The organism is Occallatibacter sp. (genome assembly GCF_035317045.1).
In the GTDB taxonomy this organism is placed as follows: Bacteria; Acidobacteriota; Terriglobia; order Terriglobales; family Acidobacteriaceae; genus Telmatobacter.
In genome coordinates this window covers 150650-173877 of record NZ_DATHHT010000012.1, presented here as the reverse complement: position 1 = coordinate 173877, position 23228 = coordinate 150650, and the positions used below count along the sequence as shown (strand labels likewise).

At 59.3% G+C, this 23228-nt stretch carries 17 protein-coding genes; 7 read left to right on the top strand and 10 right to left on the bottom strand.

Annotation, left to right across the window (positions count from 1 at the left end; all coding sequences use genetic code 11):
• Positions 1-94 precede the first annotated feature (94 nt).
• The 4 genes from VK574_RS06050 to larE all read right to left on the bottom strand — a co-directional run bounded on the left by VK574_RS06050 (position 95) and on the right by larE (position 4960).
• Positions 95-1948, bottom strand: coding sequence for a beta-L-arabinofuranosidase domain-containing protein (locus VK574_RS06050; RefSeq protein ID WP_472798919.1), 1854 nt, complete (start codon positions 1946-1948; stop codon positions 95-97).
• Positions 1949-2017: 69 nt separating this feature from the next.
• Positions 2018-2767, bottom strand: a complete 750-nt coding sequence (gene larB, locus VK574_RS06045) for a nickel pincer cofactor biosynthesis protein LarB (protein WP_472798918.1) — start codon at positions 2765-2767, stop codon at positions 2018-2020.
• Positions 2767-4077 carry a nickel pincer cofactor biosynthesis protein LarC gene (gene larC / locus VK574_RS06040; RefSeq protein ID WP_472798917.1) on the bottom strand — a complete coding sequence of 437 codons (1311 nt, stop codon included), beginning with the start codon at positions 4075-4077 and terminating at the stop codon, positions 2767-2769. Before larC ends, larB begins: the two co-directional genes overlap by 1 nt.
• Positions 4078-4093: 16 nt before the next feature.
• On the bottom strand, positions 4094-4960 hold the full coding sequence (gene larE / locus VK574_RS06035) for an ATP-dependent sacrificial sulfur transferase LarE (RefSeq protein WP_472798916.1): 867 nt from the start codon (positions 4958-4960) through the stop codon (positions 4094-4096).
• 157 nt (positions 4961-5117) lie between these two features.
• Here larE and VK574_RS06030 point away from each other — a divergent pair, with 157 nt between their 5' ends.
• The 3 genes from VK574_RS06030 (at position 5118) to VK574_RS06020 (ending at position 6875) form a co-directional block, all read left to right on the top strand.
• Positions 5118-5636 carry a hypothetical protein gene (locus VK574_RS06030; RefSeq protein ID WP_472798915.1) on the top strand — a complete coding sequence of 173 codons (519 nt, stop codon included), beginning with the start codon at positions 5118-5120 and terminating at the stop codon, positions 5634-5636.
• A 459-nt stretch (positions 5637-6095) separates the two neighbouring features.
• Positions 6096-6242, top strand: a complete 147-nt coding sequence (locus VK574_RS06025) for a hypothetical protein (protein WP_472798914.1) — start codon at positions 6096-6098, stop codon at positions 6240-6242.
• A 117-nt stretch (positions 6243-6359) separates the two neighbouring features.
• A complete protein-coding gene (locus VK574_RS06020; RefSeq protein ID WP_472798913.1) occupies positions 6360-6875 on the top strand; it encodes a bactofilin family protein in 516 nt (171 codons plus the stop codon).
• Between the two features lie 124 nt (positions 6876-6999).
• Here the strand turns inward: VK574_RS06020 and VK574_RS06015 are convergent, their stop codons facing one another.
• The 3 genes from VK574_RS06015 to VK574_RS06005 form a co-directional block, all read right to left on the bottom strand.
• The gene (locus VK574_RS06015; RefSeq protein ID WP_472798912.1) at positions 7000-7152 is read right to left on the bottom strand and encodes a lmo0937 family membrane protein; all 153 of its coding nucleotides are present in this window, start codon (positions 7150-7152) and stop codon (positions 7000-7002) included.
• A 225-nt stretch (positions 7153-7377) separates the two neighbouring features.
• Positions 7378-8118, bottom strand: coding sequence for a hypothetical protein (locus tag VK574_RS06010; protein WP_472798911.1), 741 nt, complete (start codon positions 8116-8118; stop codon positions 7378-7380).
• 109 nt (positions 8119-8227) lie between these two features.
• Entirely contained in the window at positions 8228-12937 is a 4710-nt protein-coding gene (locus VK574_RS06005) for a 2-oxoacid:acceptor oxidoreductase family protein (protein ID WP_472798910.1), read from the bottom strand.
• A 439-nt stretch (positions 12938-13376) separates the two neighbouring features.
• Here VK574_RS06005 and VK574_RS06000 point away from each other — a divergent pair, with 439 nt between their 5' ends.
• Positions 13377-14168, top strand: coding sequence for an SDR family NAD(P)-dependent oxidoreductase (locus tag VK574_RS06000; RefSeq protein WP_472798909.1), 792 nt, complete (start codon positions 13377-13379; stop codon positions 14166-14168).
• 176 nt (positions 14169-14344) lie between these two features.
• Positions 14345-17650, top strand: coding sequence for an alpha-mannosidase (locus VK574_RS05995; protein WP_472798908.1), 3306 nt, complete (start codon positions 14345-14347; stop codon positions 17648-17650).
• A 157-nt stretch (positions 17651-17807) separates the two neighbouring features.
• On the opposite strand, the gene VK574_RS05990 is transcribed toward VK574_RS05995, so the two are convergent.
• Positions 17808-19163: a M20/M25/M40 family metallo-hydrolase gene (locus tag VK574_RS05990; protein ID WP_472798907.1), complete on the bottom strand. Its 1356-nt coding sequence runs from the start codon at positions 19161-19163 to the stop codon at positions 17808-17810.
• Between the two features lie 161 nt (positions 19164-19324).
• On the opposite strand from VK574_RS05990, the gene VK574_RS05985 reads away from it, so the two are divergent.
• Entirely contained in the window at positions 19325-20275 is a 951-nt protein-coding gene (locus VK574_RS05985) for a VWA domain-containing protein (RefSeq protein ID WP_472798906.1), read from the top strand.
• 54 nt (positions 20276-20329) lie between these two features.
• Here VK574_RS05985 and VK574_RS05980 read toward each other — a convergent pair whose 3' ends face one another.
• Positions 20330-20494: an FmdB family zinc ribbon protein gene (locus VK574_RS05980; RefSeq protein ID WP_472798905.1), complete on the bottom strand. Its 165-nt coding sequence runs from the start codon at positions 20492-20494 to the stop codon at positions 20330-20332.
• A gap of 171 nt (positions 20495-20665) precedes the next feature.
• Positions 20666-22138, bottom strand: coding sequence for a serine hydrolase domain-containing protein (locus VK574_RS05975; RefSeq protein ID WP_472798904.1), 1473 nt, complete (start codon positions 22136-22138; stop codon positions 20666-20668).
• Between the two features lie 406 nt (positions 22139-22544).
• On the opposite strand from VK574_RS05975, the gene VK574_RS05970 reads away from it, so the two are divergent.
• The gene (locus VK574_RS05970) at positions 22545-23201 is read left to right on the top strand and encodes a peroxiredoxin (protein ID WP_472798903.1); all 657 of its coding nucleotides are present in this window, start codon (positions 22545-22547) and stop codon (positions 23199-23201) included.
• Positions 23202-23228 lie beyond the last annotated feature (27 nt).

Genomic DNA, 23228 nt, shown 5'->3' with positions numbered 1-23228 from the left:
TGACACCTTTTTCTGTTGATGAAGATTCGAGAAAGCAGGTTTTCCCATCGTGAAACGTCACGCTGAATCGATCGCGGCCGGGTTTTTATTCGCGTCAGACTTCAACGTTGAGGTACAAGCGGTAATGCTCATCGCTGATTGCAGTAAAGGGCCGCATCGCGATGTTGCCCGTCGCCGTCTTCGCCTGCCAGTTGGTTGAACCGTCTGTGACCTGCGCAACCGAGGCCAACTCCTCAGGACGCACGGCGTCAGGAATCTCTCCCACGGCAAAAAGTGCCAGCGGACCATGCACCGCGGCCACCACCTTCGAATGCTGTGGGTCGACTGCTTGAAGGGTAGTTGGCATGTCGAATTCGACTTCGATGCGATCGCCCCTTTTCCACGTACGTTGAATGCGCGCGAACTGGCCGGGCGTGGGGCTGGAGGCGGCACGCTTGCCATTCACCGCGATGGTTGTCTTCGGTCCTGCCCACTCTGGGATGCGCACGAACACTGCAAACGCAGCGGACTTGTCGGTGGCAACTTCGATTTGGGTTGAGGGGCGATGCGGATAATCCGTGCGCTGAACCAGGCTGACACGGTCGCTGCCGCGCTTCCAAGTCACGCGCGATGGAACAAAGAGGTTTACGTAAACGCCTTCGTCATCGCCGAAGTACGAGCTGATCCCGTAATCAGCGGTGACCTGCGAAAAAGTTCCCGTGCAGCAGTGCCACTTGTACGGGTGATAGACCTTCGATCCGTCGTTGTTGTAGTCGGAGTAGTAGAAGCCGTGCCCATCCTCCTTGATCGGCTTGACGCCCAGGATGCAGTTGTAGAGCACACGCTCCATGCTGTCGCCGTACCGGCTGTCCTTGGTGGTTCGCAGCAGGTAACGCGTGATTTTGAAATGCGCGTAGGAACCGCATGGTGTCTCAAAACTCGAGTGCGTCCTGGTCAGGCTCTCGCCGATATCGCCGCTGCCAGGCTTGCGGAATTCTTCATTGGGTCCCCAACCGCCCGTGGCAAAACTCTGCGCACGCACAAAATCGAACCCATTGCGCGCGCCACGCAAATACTTTTCGTCACCCAGCACGAAGTAAGCCTGCATGGCGCTGCTCATGGCGTTGACGTGGCTGTAAGCGTGTTTGCCGGGAAGCACGTTTTCGCCAGCTGCAAGCGGATCCCAATACCAACTGTCGGCGAGGAAGTGGTGGCCCATGACTTTGTAGCGGCTGCCGGCGCCGCGTTGCCAGGACAGGAAGAAGTTTTCCGGCAGCGTGTACGGCTCATCCCAGCAAAACGATTCATCTCGATGCGGACGCGCAAACTCCTCGGCACGCGAGATTCCCCCAGGAGGCAGAAGCTTCGTCACAGAATCGAGCGCTGCATCCAGGGCTTTGAAAGCATTAGGGTCGCCGGCAAACTCGTGTGCGTCGATCATGCCGATGGAGATCTTGTCGTAGGTGTAGGCGGGGAAGCGGTGGTCGTCCCAGAAATGCGATGTGATTGCAGGTCCAAAGCCGCTGACGAGTCGGTGAACCTTCGCCTGTGTTGCCTTGTCGCCGGTGGCTGCATAATCGCGCGCCAGGCCGGAGAGATATTGTCCGAAGCTGTGTCCGGGAGCGAAGCCGTTGTTGCCGGGCTTGTCAATGTCACTCAGCGGCGCCCAACTGTACCAGCCGCCCATCTCCTCGCCCGGAGCGGGTAGACCTGCGCGCTGGCGAAAAGGCTTTAAGAGCGAATCTTCGTCGAGCGCGCGATAGAACGCATGATTGCGATCGAACTGCTCACGCAGTGGCCCTTCCAGGAGTTCGACCTCGCCGTAACCGAATTGTCTGAGCGGCGGCGTGATCTGCAAGGATTCGTTCTCATTCGCGAGTCCAGCGCGCGGATGAACGAGCGCCGCTGCGGCAACGGCCGCGCCAGTTTTGAGGAACGTGCGGCGGGATTGGGTCCGGGTGATCGACATGAGTGCCCCCGGGATGGATTTTAACGCCCGGCATCCACACCTGGAATTTGGCGGGTAGTTGTGGCCTGCTCAATCCATGTGATTGATGAGGGAAGCAATGCAGGCTGCGCCGAATCCGTTGTCAATGTTCACGACGGACACGTTGGGAGAGCAGGTATTCAGCATGCCGAGCAGGGCAGCGACGCCACCAAACGAGGCACCGTATCCCACGCTGGTCGGCACAGCTAGTACCGGTGCATTCACGAGGCCCGCCACCACGGTCGGCAACGCGCCTTCCATGCCGGCACAGACGATGAGGACGCGCGCGGATTGCAGCGACTGCTTTTGCGCCAGGAGGCGATGAATTCCGGCGACGCCCACGTCGGCGATCAACTCCGTTTCGTTCCCCATCAACCGCGAAGTCACGGCGGCTTCCTCGGCAACGGGCAGGTCGCTGGTTCCCGCGCAGACTACGCAGATGCTGCCTCTTCCCGCGGGAGCTTTGCTTTGCTCCAGCGTGATGGCGCGGGCTGTCTCATGGTAAGTCGCACGCGGCTCGGCGCTGCTAACGGCATCGAAGTTCTCGCGCGATGCGCGCGTGGCCAGTACGTTGCCTCCCGCTTTGGCCATATGCGCGAAGATCCGGGAGACCTGGTCGTTGGTCTTTCCGGCAGCAAAGATCACCTCGGGCATGCCGGTACGCAGTGCGCGGTGGTGATCGAGCTTGGCGAAGCCAAGATCTTCAAAGGGAAGATCCTTCAGCCGCTCCAGCGCTTCCGGCACAGCCGTGCGGTTTGCCTGTACGTCCTTGAGCAGCGCTTCAATCTGCGAGCGATCCATCAGCGCTCCTCCTCGTGTATTGCGGCAAACACCCGTCTTGCCTGTTCCGTGACTTGTTTCAGCGGAACAGAATGCGCCGCGGCGATGCGCCGGCAATCTTCATACTCCGGCGCTGCGTTTGCAATATCGCCGGAAGGCCAGCGTGCGATCTTGATACGTACCGGGCCCCATTCCGTTTGCACTTCCTTGAATTCACGAGCCAGTGAAACCTTGTTCTCGATGCGCCAATGCATGCCGATGGTGGTGGTTTCTCGAAACAGCAGATCGCGTAAGGCAGGAACCTTATCTGGATGGCACAACACTGTTAACTGCACGCCGGTGCGGCCCTTTTTCATTTGGATGGGAATGCGATACACGTCCCAGGCGCCCGCTTCCAGCAACACTTCGCTGACGTAGGCAATCAGCTGCGGGCTGGAGTCGTCGATCACGGTCTCCATGATGGCGATTTGCTCGGCAGCGGAATGCCCGGCAGTCTCTTCGCCAACAAGCAGGCGCAGCAGGTTGGGCTGACCCGGCGTGTCGCGTCCACCCGCGCCGTAGCCGGATCTCGATATGCGCATGGCGGGCAGCGACGCGTACTCCACATTCAACATGCGTAGGACCGCAGCGCCCGTGGGCGTCACGCGTTCCATCGGAGGACCGGAAGAATACACCGGCGCATCGCCAAGCAGCGTAAGCGTAGCGGGCGCGGGCACAGGAAGCGTTCCATGCGCGCACTCGACGGTGCCGCTGCCGACATTCAGTGGAGAGGCCAGCCAGCGATCGACACCAAGATGCGCGCAGCCCACGGCCGAGCAGACGATGTCCAAAATCGTGTCAACTGCGCCGACTTCGTGGAAGTGAACCTTCTCAATGGGCATCGAATGAATCTTTGCTTCGGCTTCACCAAGCAATTGAAACGCCAGAGAGGCGCGGACTCTAACCGCATCGGCGATCGGCGCGCGTTCGATGATAGCGTGGATTGCGGAAAGAGATCGATGCGGCTGATGATCGTGTTCGTGAGCATGGTCGTGCGTGTGGACCGTGCCATCCGCATGGGTGTGTTCGTGCGAGTGGCCGTGGTCCTGGTCATGGGTGTGCGCATGGGAATGCGTTTCATGATCGTGCACGGCCGCATCATCGACGACCACATCGATCTTGGTTCCGGCGAGGCCGCCGCGGCTAACCTTGCGCATTTCGAGATGCGCACCGAGGTTCAGCGCGGCCGTTGTTTCTTCGAGCAGGGCAAAGGGCACGCCTGCATCCACAAGCGCGCCAAGCAGCATGTCGCCGCTGATGCCGGAGAAGCACTCCAAATATCCGATTCGCATGGAAATGAGATTGTACCTATGCGCCGCGTCGCATGAGCACTTCTGCGGGCAGCACGGCGTTCAATGACCCTGAGCGAAACCCTGTGCAATCGAGTGTCACGTATTGGAAGCCGGCCTTGCGCAACTCGGCTGAAATCCTGTCCATCATGTCGAGCGTAAGCGCCCGTTCCATCTCTGCGCGTGAGATTTCCACGCGTGCCAATTCTCCGTGGTGGCGGACGCGGAACTCGCGGAATCCCAGCTGGCGGAGGCTCTCCTCGCCCCGCTCCACCTGCTCCAGCACTTCGCGAGTTACGGTGCGTCCGTATTCCACCCGCGACGAGAGGCACGGCGCGGCCGGGCGATCCCAGAGCGTGTAGCCCGCTTCCTTTGCCAGTGTCCGAATCTCCTGCTTGGTCAGTCCGACCTCGGCGAGCGGCGCCAGCACTTCGTGCTCCTCGGCAGCGCGCTGGCCGGGGCGATAGTCGCGCCGGTCGTCGGCGTTCATACCGTAAGCGATTTGTGCAAAGCCGAGCTCCGCGCCGAGCTTCTTCATGCCTTCAAATAGTTCCGTTTTGCAGTGGAAGCAACGGTTGGCGTCGTTGCGCTGGTACTCAGGCTTATCCAGTTCTTCGGTCTGGATGACGCGCAAGGGAATCCCATGAGTTGCGGCGAAAGCCTTGGCTTGCTCCATATCGCGGCGCGCCAGGCTTGGCGAGTCGGCGAGCACCGCCAGCATGTGTTCGCCCAGAACGCGATGGGCCGCTGCCGCGAGAAAAGCCGAATCGACGCCGCCGGAGTAGGCCACCATCACGCTGCCAAGAGCGCGAAGCCGATCTTCGAGCGCGTTATGCTTCGCCGCCGTCTGTGCGGAGTCGAGCGCGGTTTCGGGCGTTGTCAACACAGTGCGATTATACCTGCGGGGTTGGATGCAGCGACGTCGGGGCGCGGGCGTTCTGCCCTTCAGAACTCATTGAGCAGCTTCAATCCGAGGGTGGATGGCCGAGTGCGCAAGCATGCTGTATACTCCGGGACGATTGCAGTTTCAGGAGAGAACGACTATGCGTTTTCAGGCAATGATGAAATTTACAGGCGCAGTTGCGCTGGCAGCGGCCATGATGGCTGCGCCGATGCAATTGCTGGCCCAGGGCGGCGACACGATTCTGAAGCCCGCCGACGCGCAAAAGTTGCTGCCGGCAAGCGTCTACTACAAGGCCCAGTCGGCGCCAACGCAACTGCGAAACTCGGCAGGCATCAAGTTTGCTGACGGCTACTACGTGCTGTCCACGATGGTCGATACCAGCGGCTACTCGAGCGACGTGGCGGCGAAGTACCAGGCGTACTTCATCACCGAAGTACCGTTGAAATTCGGCGGCGAGAACCTGCCGGCAGGTGTGTATGGAGCGGGATTTGTCGGCGGGAAATTCGTTGTCACCGATGTGGGTGCGCACGATGTTTTCTCAGTGGAAACCGGTTCCGATGACGCTCTGAAGCGGCCCATGCCGCTGCAGATCATGGCCGATCCGTCGGGCGGTTTTCGCCTGTATGCAGGCCGGAAATTTGTGAAGTTCGCGCGGTAGCGCGGGCTTCGGCAGCGGGTGAACGCGGACCTCCGGGTCCGCGTTTTTGCGTTTGTGTGCTGCGGAACACTCCAAGGGGCCCCCCCCTCCCCCCATCTCTGTGGGCAAGTTTTCTTTTTTTCGCAACTTACAGAATGGAGGGCAGCTCTAAAGTCGTCTGCCAATTGAAGTTGACACGCAGAGTATTCTCAGGAAAGGACTTAGGGGCAGGGAATTAGGAACTAGTGAATAAATAAGGTGAGGAAGTGAACGAGTGAAGTAGTGAACGAGAAACGGGTCTTTACCGGTTCAACCTTCGTCGTTTTTTTCTGACCTTCTTTATTGTGCGCCGGGAGATGGAAATTACCTGCAAATTCCTTGAAAGTTTTTTCTGTTTGGATTGAAGGGGTTGGAGTGAGTTTGAAGCGGAGGGGGCTTGACGCCTTCGAATTTCGCGGAGGTACAGCGTTGAGATCGCGCATGAGCCTGCGTCAGACTGTTCATCGCGATGAAGCCGCAATGAACGGTGCCCAGCTTTCGGAGAGGCGAGACCAGTTCTGGATCGATAGTGGAGACATTCGGCTGGAGGGCTCGCGAAGGTCTGGTCACGTGACGATACCGACGTAATGGTTCGAGGGGAGATGTTTCGTAGGTACAATCGTGGAACTTTTCGGACACGCGCAGATTTACCAAAATCCCGCCACGTGCGCCGCAACAGACAAGAGACGAAAGGACCAGAAACCGATGGCAACGCCTATGCAGAATGGCAACCCTGCTCAACCGCCCGCCGCATCACCCGTGGAGATGCCAGCAAATCTGAATTCCGGATCGAATCAATACTCCATGATCGGGAAATCGATCGCGATCAAGGGCGAAATCACCGCCTCCGATCCGGTGTATGTGTACGGGACCATCGAGGGCCGCATCAACGCGCCGTCGCACCGGGTAACCATCGGCAAAGAGGGCCGGGTGAAGGCTGACATTAGCGCGCGGGAAGTCGTGATCATGGGCGACGTGTTCGGCAATCTCAATGCCGGCGAGCGGGTGGAGATTCGCTGCGACGGTTCGTTGATGGGAGACCTCTCCACGACGCGTATCTTCATTGAAGAGGGAGCGGTCCTGAGCGGTTCCATCGATGTGCACAAGCCCACAAAGAAGGAGAAAGCTGAAGCCCGCGAGGAGCAGGGAGAGCCGGAACTCGACCGCAAGGGCGTGGTGAGTTTCCCAGTGCCGGAGCTGGCAGAAGAGATTGCTTCGTAGCGAGATTCGGTCGCTGCGTTTCTTTCCAGGTCTCAGGAGCGAGACCCTTCGACTTCGCTCAAGGCTGTGGGGCACCCGGCGAATGGTTTGCCGGGTGCCTCTCCAGGGCGCGGAATAGAGGTTGCTATACGGTCGAAGTTCTGCCGCGCAAAAGGTGAAACACAAAGGAAACCAACGCCAACACAAGCAAGATATGGATCAGAAATCCCGCGGTGTGGAACATTACGAATCCACCCAACCACAGCAGAACCAATACAATTCCTATTACTAGAAACATTGTCTTCCTCCCTATTTAGATTAATTTTGTCGGGAATCGCCGACTGCGAAAGCACGGGGAATGCTATCTCATCGTTTGAGACGAGTGCTCCCGCGAAGGTTGTCTATCGTCAACTTCTCAGGATCCGCATTTGTCACCGTGATCAGAGGCAACGGCCGCAGGCGCAGATCTCCGAATCGACATTGGGCCACCCGGAATCGGGGCCTGAGAACACCATCGGGACCGTCAGGGTTCGTTCGATTTCAGGATTGCATCGGCCCATGACTCGCTTGTCTGTGTAACCCAGTCGACGCTGGCCTTGTCTTTGTATTGGGTGTAGAGGTAGGCGAAAAGTAAACGGTTCCGAACGCGCACAACGAGAGTCGCAGCAACCAAGGTTACACTCTTGTCTTTGACCGCCATCGGCATCAGCATGGCGAAGCCCGAGACGTTGGGCTTGGAGAACATCGTGCCGAGTTGCGTCGGTTTATCCACCGTGAGCTTGCCTGCACCCAAATCGGCGAAATGGCGGTCTATCTCGGTTTGCATGGTCGATTGCAGATTGCCGCTCGAGAATTGCTGATTCATGCCGTCAACCACTGTTTTGAAGGTCGCTTCATCCACATCCATGAACTCGGCAGCGCGCGGAACTTCCACGAGCGCGTATTTCGTCAACGGCGTTGTGGAACCGGGGAGCTGGGCTAAATTGTCGGAAAGGATGAACGCGGCGATCAAACGGAGTTTGGCTGCAGCCAGTGGTTCCATCAGGACTCTAAGGTCAGGACCCATTTCGAGCAACTCGGGCGCGGGCGCCGGTATGGAGATGGAAACGCGACCGGTGCGAAACGAACCCGCCTCCGAAGGTTGCGGCGAAACCTTGATGGCCTGGGCATGTGAGCTGGATTCGAAGCAAGCACACGCACAAACCAAAACGGCCGCTCCGCCGAAGACTCTGCCGAGAATGGATCGGCGCGTGGATCGTGACATAAGGTAGCTTCTCCGATTTGTTTCGGAGTATACCAAGGCGGCACAATCCTCCGATAAAGCAGAACGCGGACCCAAAGGTCCGCGTTCTGCTTCTGAATCAATGCTTCGCTTACGCCTTGGCCAGCGCTGGTGTTGCATTGCCTAGTTTCTCGGCGAGCATCTCGTGGGCGTGGGCGAAGAACTCGTCCTTCGCGATCTTGCCTGCGTCTACGTCGGCGAGAAGCGCTTTCTGGGCGATGTATTCCTTGTTCACTACACCGGCTTTGGACTGGAGCATACGCCATGATTTGCGGCGCTCTACGCAGAACATCACCAGTTGGCGGGAGAGCGCGCGATACTCGATCTTTCCGTTCTCCTCGTACTTGATGTAGACGCCGAAGTCGGGAATGAAGGAGCGGTGCGCCGGGTCGAGGTAGCGGCGGTAAACCACATCCTGCTGCGTGATGCGCACCAGCATGTTGTCGAGGTGAAGGAGCTTCTCCGCCGCCTCGGGCTTGATTTTCTTCAAGTGGTTGCGGAAGCGCGCTTCGGTGGTGCACCAGTGAGCCACGGTGTAACGCATGGTTTCGCCGGTGGACTTGAGCTTGGTCTCGTACCAGTCGAGTTCCTTGCTCGGGTTGCCGGTGACGTCGAGCGCTTCCTGATAGGTCTCGCCGAGGCGCGGGTTGAAGACGAACTCGGGTACGCCGCGCGAATCGCGTACGCGCTGCGCCTGGAAGAGCGCCATGTCATCCGCAACACCGTGTTCAGGCTGGCAGGTGGTGAAGCACTGCAGGAACATGGTGCCGCGATATTCAAGACCATCAAGAATGGCGCGGTAGAGTTTCGGCGCGTTGGCCATCGAAACCTGCGCGACGAAAGGCGATCCGTGTCCGGCAAGGAAGGTTTCGGCGACGGTCTTCTTCTCAGTGTTCTTGCCTTGCGTGGCTGAGCCGAAGACGTTCATGTCGTTGCCGCCCAGCATCGGGGTGGAGTCAGAGTTCTGTCCGCCGGTGTTGGAGTAGACCTGGGTATCGAGCATGAGGGCCTTGATGTTTGGCCGGTTCTGCAGGATCACCTTGGACATGTTCTGGTAGCCGATGTCGCCCATGCCGCCGTCGCCGCCGACTACCCAGACCTTGGGCAGCTCAACGATTTCCTGATCGGTCATCAGCGCGTCGGTGAAGTGCGTGAACTCGTAGAACTCGCGCGGCGTGATGCCGTTCTCACGAGTGAGGATGACGTCGGTGAGGCGCTCGGGGATGACGGAGCGGCGCGCGTGGTCGACGATGAAGCTTTCGCCCATGAGCCAGCCGATGGTGATGCCGTCCTGGAAGAGTGAGTTCATCCACGGATAGGGATGTGGATTGTTTGGCGAGGTTGAGCCGTACACGGTGTTGCAACCGGTGTGCGCGGCCATGGCCATTACAGACATTCCATTTGCCAGGCGTCCATCGACTGGCTGCAGGCTCTTGTGGTTGAAGGCTTCGGTCAGCAGGACAGCGGCGAGTGCTTCGATCATCTGCGCGTCGGTGATGGGGCCGTTGGCCTCCTCGTGCGCGGCGATGCGGGACCTGGTGTCTTCAGTCTGTTCGCCGCCGAGGCCGAGAATCAGGTGGGTGATGGCCAGGCGCAGGGTTGCATACTCTTCGGGATTGGCGGCCTTGAGCGCTTCGAGGCGGGCGACGCCGGTCTTTTCGAGATCGCCGGCCTTGGCTACGAGGCGATCAGCCTTCGCATGGAAGACGGGGCGCATGTACGCCTCGGTCACGGCCGCGATGGAGCGGAGCACGCTCTTTTCGCCGCAGCCTGCGCAAGCGCCGTCGCCGGAGACCAGTGCGTCGTAGTTGCGGCGAACCATGAGCATGTTGCGCAGGGTGGCGGTTTTCGAATCTGCTGGATTGGCGGCATTGAAGAGGCCGAGGTACTTCTGCGATGTGTCCGGCAGCAGGTTGAGGAAGGCGGTGCCGGTTTCGTGTTCGGCGTTGACTTCGGTGGTTTCCTGCACCATCTTGAGCGCCATGTGATCGCCGCAGGCCGTGACGCAGGCCGCGCAGCCCTTGCACAGATCACTGACGAAGATGGAGAAGATGCCGCCGGTACCGGGGGCCTTGCGCTCGGGCGAAGAGAAGATGGCGTTGACCTTTTGATAGGCCATCGGCACCTTGTCGATGATCGAGTAGAACTGCGCTTTCGCATCGGCGGAGAAGCCGTCAACGCTTTCAGTGACTTCGCGGATGATCTTCGGCAGCGGTGTGCCGGTCTTCATCTCGGCGACCATGCGCTGCCGGGTCTGCTTCTCGATTTCGGGAAGCTTGGCCATCATCTTTGTGCGCTCGCCGGCGTCGCCTACGTAGCGGGAGACGGCCATCGTGAGCACAGTGCCGAGATCCTGCGAGGTGTTGGGGAGCGCGGTGTCGGGGCAGACCGAGATGCACTCCATGCACTGGGTGCAGTTCTCGGGGATATAGAGCGGGGTCTCGCGGCGGGCTACGTATTTTGAAGCGGTGTCGCCTGTTGCCGCGGCGATAAGGCCCATGGCTGCGAGAGGCGTTGCGGGCTGGTCGTAACCGAAGCTGGCGCGGAACTCGGCGTCAAAAGCGTCGATGGTTGCGATGGGCGGACGGGCACCTTGTCCGGCGGGAGGAAGTGTGGAACGGCAGCCGCCCGTGGTGCAGTCGCCGCTGCCGACGGTCGCCATCTCGAGAATCGGGAGCAGCGGCTGACCACGCAACGAGGACTTGTCGGCAGCGGCCATTTCGCCAATTGCGATTTCCTTCACAAGCTCGAAGCCCTGGGTCATGACTTCCATGTTGGAGTTGACGACGGCTTCGCCGAGCTTGCCGAACTTCTTGACGTACTGCTTCATCACCACGTCGCGGTACTGCTCCTGCGTGATGCCGAACTCCTGCAGCATGGGGCTGACGGCGAAGAATGCACCGAGGAAGGCATTGCCCTGCATGCGGAGTTGCAGGTCGGCGCGGTCGGTGGCCTTGCGGGCGATTTCAAAGCCGGGCAGCGTGTAGACGCGAATATTTTTATCGATGATTTGCTTGCGGGCCCAGAGGGGGAGGTTTTCCCACGCGCGCTCGCCTTCCGCGTCTGACTCCCAGATGAGGGCGCCGCCGGGCTGGATGCCATCGAGCGGATTGGTGTGGGTGAATGCCTTGGGGTCGCAACAGAGGACGACCGTGACGTGGCGCAGATCGCAGTTGACGCGAATGCGGTCTTTGGCGGCGACCATGAAGTAGCTGGTGGGCGCGCCCTTCTTTTCTGAACCGTACTTGGGGTTGGCGCTGACGTGGATGACTTCCTTGGGATTGCCCTTGTCATCGACCAGGCCGTCGCGCTCGTAGAGCAGGTCGTTCAAGTCGCCAAGGATGGCGCCGAGATTCTTGCCGGTGGTGATGGCGCCCCATCCGCCGATGGAGTGGAAGCGGACGGCAACCGCGCCTTCGGGCAGGAGGGATGGCATTTCGTCGCCGATCACCGCATAAGGATGGTCGATGCCGAGGACGAAGAAGCTGACGCCGTCGGCTGCGGTCTTGCCGTCTTTGCGGGCGCGTCCCTTGGTGGCGAATTCGTAGGCGCCGATGATGTGCTCGGGGCGGAAGTCGCGCGATCCGAGGCCGTAGCTGCCGGAGTAGATGTGCGGCACCTCGTCCATGGTCATCGCGGGCAGGCCTTCGGAGGCGCCGTGTCCCGCGGTTTGGATCGCCTTCGAGAGCGCGGTGCGGATGTCGCGACCGAGTGGGTTGTCGCCGCTGAGAGCTTCGTCAGTCCGCTCGAGGATGATGACGTTCTTCTTCCCCTTGAGCGCCGCAACAATGGCCGCCTCGGGGAACGGGCGGATGACGTTGACGTGGATGGAGCCGACCTTGACTCCTTTGACGTCGCGGAGGTAGTCGACGGCGGCTTCGATGTTTTCTGCGGCGGATCCGAGAGAGACGAAGACGGTGTCGGTGTCGTCGCACTTGTACTGGGAGATGAGGCCGTAGTGGCGGCCGGTGAGCTGGCCGAAGTCTTTGTAAGCATCTTCAAGGAACTGCAGAATCGGCTCGGCGAAGTTGTTGCGTCGCGCGATGATGCCGTTCATGTAGTGTTCCTGGTTCTGCACGGGCCCGAGGAGGACCGGGTTGGTGAGGTCCATCATCTTGGGAACGCGGCGGCGGGTGGGTCCAAAGAGGACGCGCTGCGCTTCAGTCGGGCAGTCGATGATGTCTTCAGGAGCGCCGAGGTATTCGCGGATCAGTTCCGATTCATGCTTGTAGAAGGTGCGCTCAAGGTGGCTTGTAAGGAAGCCGTCCATGATGTTCATGCCGGGGGTCAGCGAGAGCTCGGTGACGCGGCGGAGAATGAGAGCCTGGTCGGCGGCCTGCTGCGCATCTTTGCCAAAGAGCATGATCCAGCCGGTGTCGAGCGCGCCGTAGATGTCGTCGTGACCGCAGTGGACGTTGAGGGCGTGCTTGGTGAGCGCGCGGGCGCCGACTTCAAGCACCATCGTGGAGCCCTTGCCGGGAGCATGGTAGTACTGCTCGACGCCGTAGACAACGCCCTGGCCGGAGGTAAAGTTGACCACGCGCTTGCCGCAGACAGAGTGCGCAATGGCGCCACCCTGCGCCGCGTGTTCGCCTTCCGTCTCGATGGCGATAGTGTTGTGTCCGAATACGTTCAGGTTGCCCTCAGCGTAGGCCTGCTGGAAGAGCTCGCCGCCCTCGGTGGAAGGCGTAATGGGATAGAAAACGCCGGCATCGGCGATGCGGGTCTCGGTGTGATACGAGACGAGCTGGTTTCCATTGGCTGTAACTCGAATGCCGGGATAGCGAGCGGCTTCCGTCATAGTGTCCCTCCGTGCGTCTTGATTCTGCTGTACTCCGCGAGGTGAGGGCCGGCCTGCAAACGCTTTCGGGGTGAGCCCATCGAAAGGCCGCAATGATCCCGCAACCTGCGGTTGATTCGTGGCCAGGTTTGGCTGCCCTTGAAGTCAGCGACTGCAAGTACCTGGTTTCATTGGTTCTGCTGACCGCGATTGACCTGCGGCTCCGATCCAATTCCCTTGTTAAGTCCAATAGCGAGAACGGTATTGCGCGAGTAACCCAAGGGGGAGCTGCCCGTGGAAACGGCCTGTATATCAGTATGCACCCGCGATGCGAGACGGTGTACCAGCGTGTACCAGTGCGTGGGATTGGTGCAACGATGGGTTTGCAACGCTTTCGCGGCCGATCTTTGTGGTGGCACTATACTTGGACCGATTCACACCCACCGTTTTGAGGAATCGAATGGAAGAGGAACATCGGTCTTTGACCTCGCATTTTGCGACTTACCCGAGTCTTGAGGGCCGGTCTGTGCTGGTGACCGGCGGAGCCACGGGAATTGGCGCGTCGATCGTATCCCATTTTGCACTGCAGGGTGCGCGAGTGGCCTTCTTCGATGTTCAGGATGATCCAGCCCGCGAACTGATCGAGTCGCTTAAGGCGGAGGTGGATGCGGTTCCCGAATATCTTCGTTGCGACTTGACGGATGTGAATGCGCTGAAAGCATCGGTCAACCGTGCGATTGGGACTCTCGGCGGAGTCGATGTGCTGGTGAACAATGCGGCCAACGACCAGCGGCACACGATCGACGAGGTCACGCCGGAGTATTGGGATGCATCGATCGCCATCAATCTGAGACCACAGTTCTTTATGATCCAGTCCGTGTTGCCGGCGATGAAGGCGGCGGGGCGGGGCAGCATCATCAATATGTCGTCGATCGCGTGGATGATTCCATCGACGGGGGTGCCCGTGTACATCGCGGCGAAGGCCGCGATTGTGGGGTTGACGCGGACACTTGCGCACGAATGCGGCCCGCAGGGCATTCGCGTGAACGCGGTGCTGCCGGGGGCGATTGCAACCGAGAAGCAGAGACGGCTGGTCTATACGCCGGAGTACAAGGCGGAGATCATGGCTTCGCAAGCATTGAAACGAGACGTTCTGCCAGAGGATGTCGCGCGGCTGGTGCTGTTTCTGGCGGCGGATGATTCGAGTGCGATTACCAATCAGAGCTACGTGGTTGATGGCGGGTGGGTGTGAAAGCCAGTGAACAGTGGGCAGTGAACAGTGAACAGTGGGTGCCCTGCGTCGGCTATATCGAGTGCCTCCGGCGGACGACGGAGAGGTGCTAGCTTACGGCGTTTCGCTTGAAACAACGCTGAAACCAGAAGCCGTCCCACCTGAATGGCTTAAGATTTCTCGGGGAGCTAATCGCCATGTTTTCTGGTTTTGCATGTTCTCGTCGCGTTTTCTTTTGCGGTTTTGCTGTTCTTGCCGTTGCATCCGCCGTCATGCCGCTTGCTCCGCGAGCCGCTGCGCAAACAGCCGTGGAGGCCGCAAAAGTCGCAGCCGAGATTAATCGGGTTGCATCGAATTTGCCGCCTGAGTCGCGCGACGTGATCACGCGGCTGACCATGCTGCGCGAGCTTCCGGGCGGCGCATGGAAGATGCACGGGGGCGACCTGGCGCATGGGGAAGACGCAAGCCTTGACGAGTCGAGCTGGCAGACTTTTCCTGTGCCCGGCAGAGCGCCGAACGATGCGGTCTGGTTTCGCACAACTTATCTTGTTCCCGAGACGCTCAATGGGTATGACCTTACGGGGTCGCGCATCTGGTTCCAGTTTCACGCGGACGCCAACGGACCGATGCCGGAGATTCTTTACTTCAACGGACGGCGCGTTGCGCTTGGCGACGACCTTGAGCCCGTGGTCCTGTTTGACAATGCGAAGCCCGGGGACAAGGTGACGGTGGCCGTCAAGCTGTTGCACACGGTGGACACCAAGTCGATCCGGGGAGCAACGCTGAAGATCGATTTCCCGGAGGGGCGGCCGAACCCGGATGACCTGCGTATGGAGCTTCTTTCGGCTGCACTGCTGATTCCGTCGCTTGCTCCGCAGGATCCGTCGCAGATGGGTACGCTGAATGGCGCGATCGCCGCAGTGGACATCAAGGCGCTCGATGCAAAGGATCAAAAAGGTTTTGACGAAAGCCTGAAGGCTGCGCACACCAAACTCGAAGGCCTGCTGCCGTTGATGCAGACGGCGACCTGGCACGTAACGGGCAACTCGCACATCGATGCGGCGTGGCTATGGCCCTGGACCGAGACCGTGGACGTTGTGAAGCGGACGTTTGGCACCGCGCTGCAACTGATGTACGAATACCCGCAATACACCTACACGCAGTCGGCCGCGGCCTATAACGAATGGATGGCGCAGAAGTATCCCGACATGAATGCGGAGATCAAGAAGCGCATCGGCGAAGGACGCTGGGAGATCGTGGGCGGCATGTGGGTTGAGCCGGACCTGAATATGCCGGACGGCGAATCACTGGTGCGCCAGTTGCTGGTGGGAAAGCGGTGGTACAAGCAGGCCTATGGCGTCGATGTACGCATCGGATGGAATCCGGATTCGTTCGGATATACGTGGCAGCTTCCGCAGATCTACAAGAAGAGTGGCGTCGATTATTTTGTGACGCAGAAGATGACCTGGAACGATACCAATCAGCTGCCGTTCAAGCTGTTCTGGTGGGAGTCGCCGGATGGATCGAAGGTGCTGGCGTATTTTCCGCATGACTATGGGAATGACAATCTAAGCCCCACACGGCTCGCCACCGACCTGGTGCAGGCGCGACAGCGGTCGACGGGGTTGACCGACATCATGGACCTCTATGGCATCGGCGATCATGGCGGTGGACCGACCCGGGCCGTTCTCGACCAGGGAGAGCATTGGGCGACGCCCTCCACGCCAGCCAAGGTGATCCCGAAGATGCAATTCGGCATCGCGCAGAGCTACTTTACCGATGTTGAGAAACAGATTGCGCCGGAAAGTCCTGAGTGGAATTACCAGTCCATCGCCAAGGGCTACACCGCGCCTGCGGCCGTTCCGGGCAAGGTGGACATTCCCACCTGGAAGAGCGAGCTCTACTTCGAATACCACCGCGGCGTGATGACCTCGCAGGCCAACCACAAACGCAACATGCGTGAAAGCTCCATCGAAACGCTGAATGCGGAAAAGTGGGCATCGCTCGCGTGGCTCGACGGGCAGAAGTATCCCGCCGCCGAACTTACGGAAGATTGGAAGAAGGTGCTGTTCAACCAGTTCCACGATCTCGCGGCCGGCTCTGGCATCGGCATTATCTACAAGGATGCGCAGAAAGATTACGACGTGGTGCGCTGGTCGACGAATGAGATTTCGGCCGGTGCGCTCGCGCGTTTGGACGAACAAATCAACACCGAGGGAGACGGGGTTCCGCTCATCGTTTACAACCCGCTTGGATGGGAACGGTCCGGTGATGTGTATGCGCGCGTGCAAGGCGCTGCGAACATATCCGAAGAGGTAAAAGTGCATGTCGAGCATGTACCCGCGATGGGGTACAAGGTGGTGCACGTAGGCGGCTCGAAGAGCGAACCCAGTGCAGCGGCGGTGGTCTCCGACACGGACAGCACGATTGCCCTCGACAATGGCCGCGTGCATGTGGCCGTGGACAAATCGACGGGGTGCATTACGAGCCTGCAGGACGTAGCCACGAAGTTTGAGACGATTGCCGGGAACGCTTGCGCCAACCAGCTCCAGTTCTTCAAGGACACACCGAAGGACTACGATGCTTGGAATATTGACCCCGGCACATTGGACCACGCTCCCGCGACCATCGCTCGGGCTGACTCCGTGGGAATTGTGAGGCTTAATGCCAAGGACACACATAAATATCCGGATGCCGTCATCCGGATTACTTCTCACTGGCAGGAGTCGAAGTTTCTGCAGACGATCAGCTTGAAAGGCGACGTGGTCGACATCGAAAATGAAATCGACTGGCACGAATCGCATGTGCTGCTCAAGGCCGCGTTCCCGCTCGCTGCGTCAGGCCCGTTTGCCACCTACGAAATTCCGTACGGCACCATCGATCGTCCCACCACCCGCAACAACAGTTGGGAAAAAGCGCAGTTCGAAGTCCCCGCGCAACAATGGGCGGATCTGGGTGACGGGAAACACGGCTTCAGCCTGATCAATGATTCCAAGTTCGGGTATGACGCTGTGGGGAATACGCTGCGGTTGACGCTGCTGCGTTCGCCGAAGTGGCCCGATCCGGATGCGGACATGGGGCATCATCATTTCCACTATGCGCTTTATCCGCATGCGGGAACGTGGAAGGATGCGATGACGGTGCGGCACGGGTTTGAATACAACTACCCGCTGACGGCGGTGGTGACGACGGCTCATGCCGGCTCACTTTCCGCCAGCCACTCCTTTGCTTCCGTCACGCCTGAGGACGTGGTGCTGACGGCAGTGAAGAAGGCCGAAGATGCGAAGGGCTTGATCTTCCGGGTGTATGAGTGGGCGGGGAAGGACGCGACGGTTGAGTTCCATGTGCCGCCGGGCGCGACAAGCGCGACGGTGACGAACATGATGGAGACGCCGGAGGGAAGTCCGCTGACGGTTACCGGCGATGTGGTGAAGGCGCCGATTCATCCGTACGAAATTCTGACGGTGCGGGTGGACTATCCGAACGGGGGACCGAAGGAGTAGCCCTTTGTCGGGCGGAATGCGGCGCGCCTGAATGGACGCGCCGCATTTGTGTTGGGGCGATGCATTCGTGTTTGACAAGAAAAATGCAACTGCAGGTTCCTCCGCTCCCCGTTCGCTGTGCTCAGGGTCGGTCGGAATGGCAGAGTCATTGTCGACTTTATTTTGCTGCGACTTTGGTGAGGTCGGCGTTCTGGTCGATCTGGCTTAGGCGGTACATCAGCAGGGCATCGCGCTTTGTGTTAATGGGCTGGGTCGACAGGTCGATGGTTTCGCCGGGTGCGTGCGCGCCTTCGCCGGTGGCTCCGATGCCGGCGAGGCCGGGAATGAAGTCGGCGACAAACGAAATGTCTCCGGCGCCACGTTTCATCGGGTCCAGCTCCGGCATGGGTTTGAACCCAAGGCTGGCGTTGGCCTGGTTGAGAATGCCGAGCAGGGCGCGACTTTGCGCAGTGGGCGGCATGGCGGGGTAGCCTTCGCCGAAGGTGATGGTTGCGGTCGTCTTCGGCAGATGATGCGCGACGATTTCCTGCATCTTTATCTCAACGCGCGCGGTCTGCTGGTTGGAGATGGTGCGGATGTCGCCGCTGGCGTAGGCGACGGGGGCGACGACGTTGTCTTTGCCAGTGGCGGTGGCGTTGTTGCCGGCCTCGTCTACGTGGACGCTGGTACCTCCGACAATCATGCCGATGTTGAAGGTGAGATTTTCTTCCGGAAGCTGGATGCGAAATGCATCGAGAATGCGGGTGAGCTCATAGATCGCGCCGAAGCCCATGCGCGCGGAGAAGATGCCGGAGGAGTGGCCGGTTTCGCCGGTGGTATTGATGTGCCAGGTGATGGAACTGCGGCGGCTGATGCTTCCGTAGAAAACGCCGTCCATGCGTGGCGTGCCTTCGAATTCGAGAGCCAAATCGCTATGGTGTGCGGCGGCGATCATGTCGCGGCGTGAGATGGTGGCGGGCTCGCCGTGTGCTTCTTCATCGCCGCTGAGCACCACGGTGATTTCGGCTTGTTTCAGGACGCCCGCGGCCTGCATGGCTTTGAGCGCGTAGAGCATGTCGACGAGGCCGCCCTTCATGTCGTTGACGCCGGGGCCGGTGGCGATGTTGCCGTTCAAGCTCCAGGCCTGGAAAGGGCTGGATTTTTCAAACACCGTGTCCATGTGGCCGATGAGCAGCATGCGCTTGCCGCATTTTCCCGGTTCAGGGCAGGGATGCTGGGCGACGAGCACGCCGGCGCGTTGCACCTGTTCCATTGGAATCCACTGCACCTTGAAGTCGAGGCCGGTCAGTTCCGACTGCATGATCTCACCGACGGCGCGGACTCCCTCAAGATTGTGCGTGCCGCTATTGATGTTGACGAGTTTCTCGAGCAGGGCATTTGAAGCCTGCTCGTTGGCGTCGATATAGGAGACGATGGTTTTCTCATTGGGAGAGAGGATTGGTGTGGTTTGGGCGAACAGGACGGAGGTGAAGGAAGCAGCTAGTAAGGGGAAGGCGAACCGACGGATTTTCATTTCTCGCCGAGGATAGCAGTCGGAAGGCGGTCTGGCGAAGAGCGAAAAATGCGGCGATCGCAGGCTGGCGAAGTTCGAACGAGCTGTGCTCGTGCGCTGCTACAATCAGGCGACTGTTTCTCTGCACGACCCCATTTGCAAGGCACGAAAGGATTCTGCGGATGCAGCTGCGTCGAGGGTCGTTGCTGGTGCTGGCGCTGCCTGCGATTGCCGTTATTGCCGGGCAATCTGTGGCTTCGCAGCAGGACCAGCCGACTTACACCCTGAAGTTGCCTGTCGATGAGGTTAGCCTGACGTTGCAGGCGCTGGACTATGACGGGCAAGCCGTCGACGATTTGAAGATCGAGGACTTGAAGGTTCTCGATAACGGGGTGCGTGCGCGCCGCATTGTTGCGCTTGATTCCTTCAAAGACGCGCCTGTCCACGTCGGAATCATGATCGATTCAAGCGAGTCTATGGGATCTAGCCGGGAGCGGAGTCAGCGCGCGGCGATAGCTGTCGCGCGCAGTCTCATCCGGCAACCGGCCGATCGCGGTTTTGCGATGGACTTTGCCGTGCTGTCGCCGATCGCAAAGGAGTGGACGAGCGATGTAAAGGAGCTGGAGGCAGCAATCCGCAACCATCGGGTTGCCTCTGATGCGGGAGGGTCTTTGCGCGGCACGGCTTTGTTTGACGCGCTGTATCGCGCCTGCCTGAATGAATTTGGACATGATGAAAGCCCAATGAGCAGAAATGTCATCGTGATGTTTTCAGACGGTGTGGATAATGCAAGCCGTGGAGACCTGAAGCTTGCCGTCGATGAGTGTCAAAAAACGAATACTGCGATCTACGCATTTCGATTTGATGTGCCGGAAGCCGCGTCGACGGGGCCCGCCGCGCTGGCGGAGGTGGCGACGAAGACGGGCGGCCGCGTTTTTCATGGAGACGACGGAGATACGCAAATTGCTGACGACGTGCGGATGATTGAGACCGACCTGGGCGCACGATATCGCCTGATTTTCAAGCCGCCGGAGGTGCGGCACGATGGCGCATTTCACCGGGTAGAGATCGATGCGCCGTCGCGGCCGGTAACGATCCGCCTACAGACCGGGTACTATGCGCCGGTGCGATGACACAACATCCCCGACGGCGTCAAAACTGGCCGTGAAGCACGATAGTCTGTTGGCCTAGCTCTTCTTTGCGGTTACCGCCGAGAAAGCGGCCACCAACTGGTGCACGCGTTTGCCGCTGCAATATGGGCACGCAATTTCGGTTTTCTCGACGTCGGAGATGTGGAGGCTCTGGGTGAACTCCTTGTCGCAGTCCTGGCAGTGGTAGAGGTATTGAGACATAATCCAACTCCCGCCACATCATAGCTCCGGAAGCTGTGGACGGCAGATGAATTGACGATGAGCGGGCAGTTTGTCAGCAGTGTGAGGCCTTGAGCGCTGGTGCATCGGAAAGGCCTGTGCCTAAGGTTTTTAATATCAATTGGCAACCATGGATCAGGGCGCAAGGGATACTCATTGATACTCGCGGTCGGGCGCGAAGCCGAGAGTTCCAATTTTGCCGTCGGGGTCCAGACCGTAGATCACCATCCTGGCTTCGCTTCCCTTGCTGACCCGGAACGTGGACACAGTCCGGCCTTTAGGTCCGGCATCGCGCTTTACAAGCGTCATCGTACCGCCGGGCCAGATGGAGGAGAGCATCTTGCTAACCCGAGCTGCGGTTTCGGAAGTGATCAGCGCAGACAGTTGCGCGCTGGTCTGCGGGCGGATGTCTTCGCCAGCGACGATCTGATCGAGTAGCTTGGCGACCTTGGTCGCGATCGAAGGATCATTGTCCGGGATAGCAGCGAGCTTTGCGGGCAGCAACGGCGGAACAAACATGCCTGCGATGACGTGGGCAATGAGGCCGGGATTGGCGTGGCCGGCGTCGAGGTTGGTGAGGACGACGACGGTGAGGCTGTCATCGGGATAGCGCGAGATGTCGCAGGTGAATCCCTGCCATGCGCCGCCGTGCTCGATCCGCTTGTGATGATTCTGGTCGCCGATGAACCACGCGAAGCCATAGCCCGCGGGATTGGGCTTGCCGTCGTTGAGCGAGTAGACGGTCCAGATGCGGTCGAGGCTCGACTGCTTGAGAAGCCGCGTAGTGTAAAGGGTGGCGTCCCATTTGGCGATGTCGAGAACGTTGAAGTAGAGCGCGCCGTCGGCGGTGGAGTTGAAAGTGGGCGAGACCCAATTCTGATTCTTGAGCTGGCCGTCGTGGATTTCGTAGCCTGCGGAGCGGTCGGGAATAATGTCGCTGTCGCTGATGAGGCGCGTGGACGTCATGCCGAGGGGCTTGAAGATGCGCTCGCCGAGAAATTCGGCGTAAGGCTTGCCTGAGACTTTGTGAATGATGGCGCCGAGCAGAACGTAATTGGTATTGCGATAGGCCCACTTGTCGCCGGGCGCCCACTCGATAGGAAGCGCTTCGATTTTCGTGACGAGTTCGTCTTCGGTGAAATCGATGCGGAGGTAGAAGGGGCCCTTAGGGCCGGTGCGATCGTCGGATTCATATTCCGAGAGGCCCGAAGTGTGCGAAAGCAGGTTCTTGATGAGGATCGGCCTCCAGGTGGCGGGGGCGTCGGGAAAATACTTCGTGATGCTGTCGTCGAGTGAGAGCTTGCCTTCTTCCACGAGCATCATGACGGCGGCCGAGACGAACTGTTTGCCGACCGAGCCAGATTGAAAGAGGGTCTCGGGCTTGACCGGGACGTTGAGTTCGACGTTGGCCAGGCCGTAGCCTTTGGCGAGCAGAATCTTGCCGCGCGAGTAGATGCCGACGGCCAGGCCGGGGATTCTTTGACGCGCCATTTCGGAGGCGACGAAGGTGTCGATGGCTTGAGTGTGCTGCTGGTCGAGCGACGGAAGCGAGGACGGTGTTTGCGCGAAAGCGAGGGACGATGCTATCGAACAGACGACTACAAGGAAGGCGGCTACGGCGCGCATGAAACGGTCTCCGAAGAAGGGAAGGAACGGAGGCGAGTATAGCATCGAAGAATTGAAAATAACGGACTTATGAATCGAAAGGCCGGTCTGGATCGTCTTAGTATTGGGTATGTTTGCTTTGCGCTCAAATGAAAGCGATTATGCGCGCGGCTGTTGACATGGACTGATGGAACACACTAGGCTGCAGATAGTTAGCAAGGTTTGACGTCGCTCCCCGAACTATGAAGACATTCTCTCCAACCCGCGTTGCTTGCTGTTGTCGGTGCAGCAGGCGGGTTTGTGTCAGAGGGAACTGAACTAGTTTTCAGCTGCATCTCATGACCCACCCGCATTGATTGCGAGTGGGTTTTTTGATTTTGCGGTTGACCCAAACTGCTAAGAATCCTCAACGAAAGAAGATTTGGAAATGTCGATTCGCATCAACGATGTAGCGCCCGATTTCACGGCAGAGACGACCCACGGCCCCGTTCACTTCCACGAATGGATCGGCGATGGCTGGGCTGTGCTCTTTTCTCATCCCAAGGACTTTACCCCTGTGTGCACAACGGAGTTGGGCGCGGTGGCCGCACTGGAGAAGCAGTTTGCCCAGCGCGGAGCAAAGGTGATTGGCCTGAGCGTTGACCCGGTTGCGAGTCACAGCAAATGGGCGTCAGACATCAAGGATGTTGGTGGTTACGACGTGAATTATCCGATTATCGGCGACCCCGAACTGAAAATCTCGAAGCTCTATGACATGCTGCCGGGAGATGCCGGCGAATCGTGCGAGGGCAGGACGCCCGCGTTGAATGCACCGGTGCGCACCGTGTTCCTGATCGGACCCGACAAGCGCGTCAAGCTCACGCTGTCCTACCCGATGTCCACGGGGCGCAATTTCGACGAGATCATTCGCGTTCTCGATTCGGTCCAGCTCACGGCGAAGCACCCGGTTTCAACCCCTGCGAACTGGAAGCAGGGCGAGGACGTGATTATCGCGGGCTCGGTTTCGAACGAACAGGCTGAAAAACAGTTCCCCGGCTACAAAACAGTGAAGCCGTATCTTCGCACTACGGCGCAGCCACAGTAAGGGATTTTCGTTGCGGGAGATGACGCA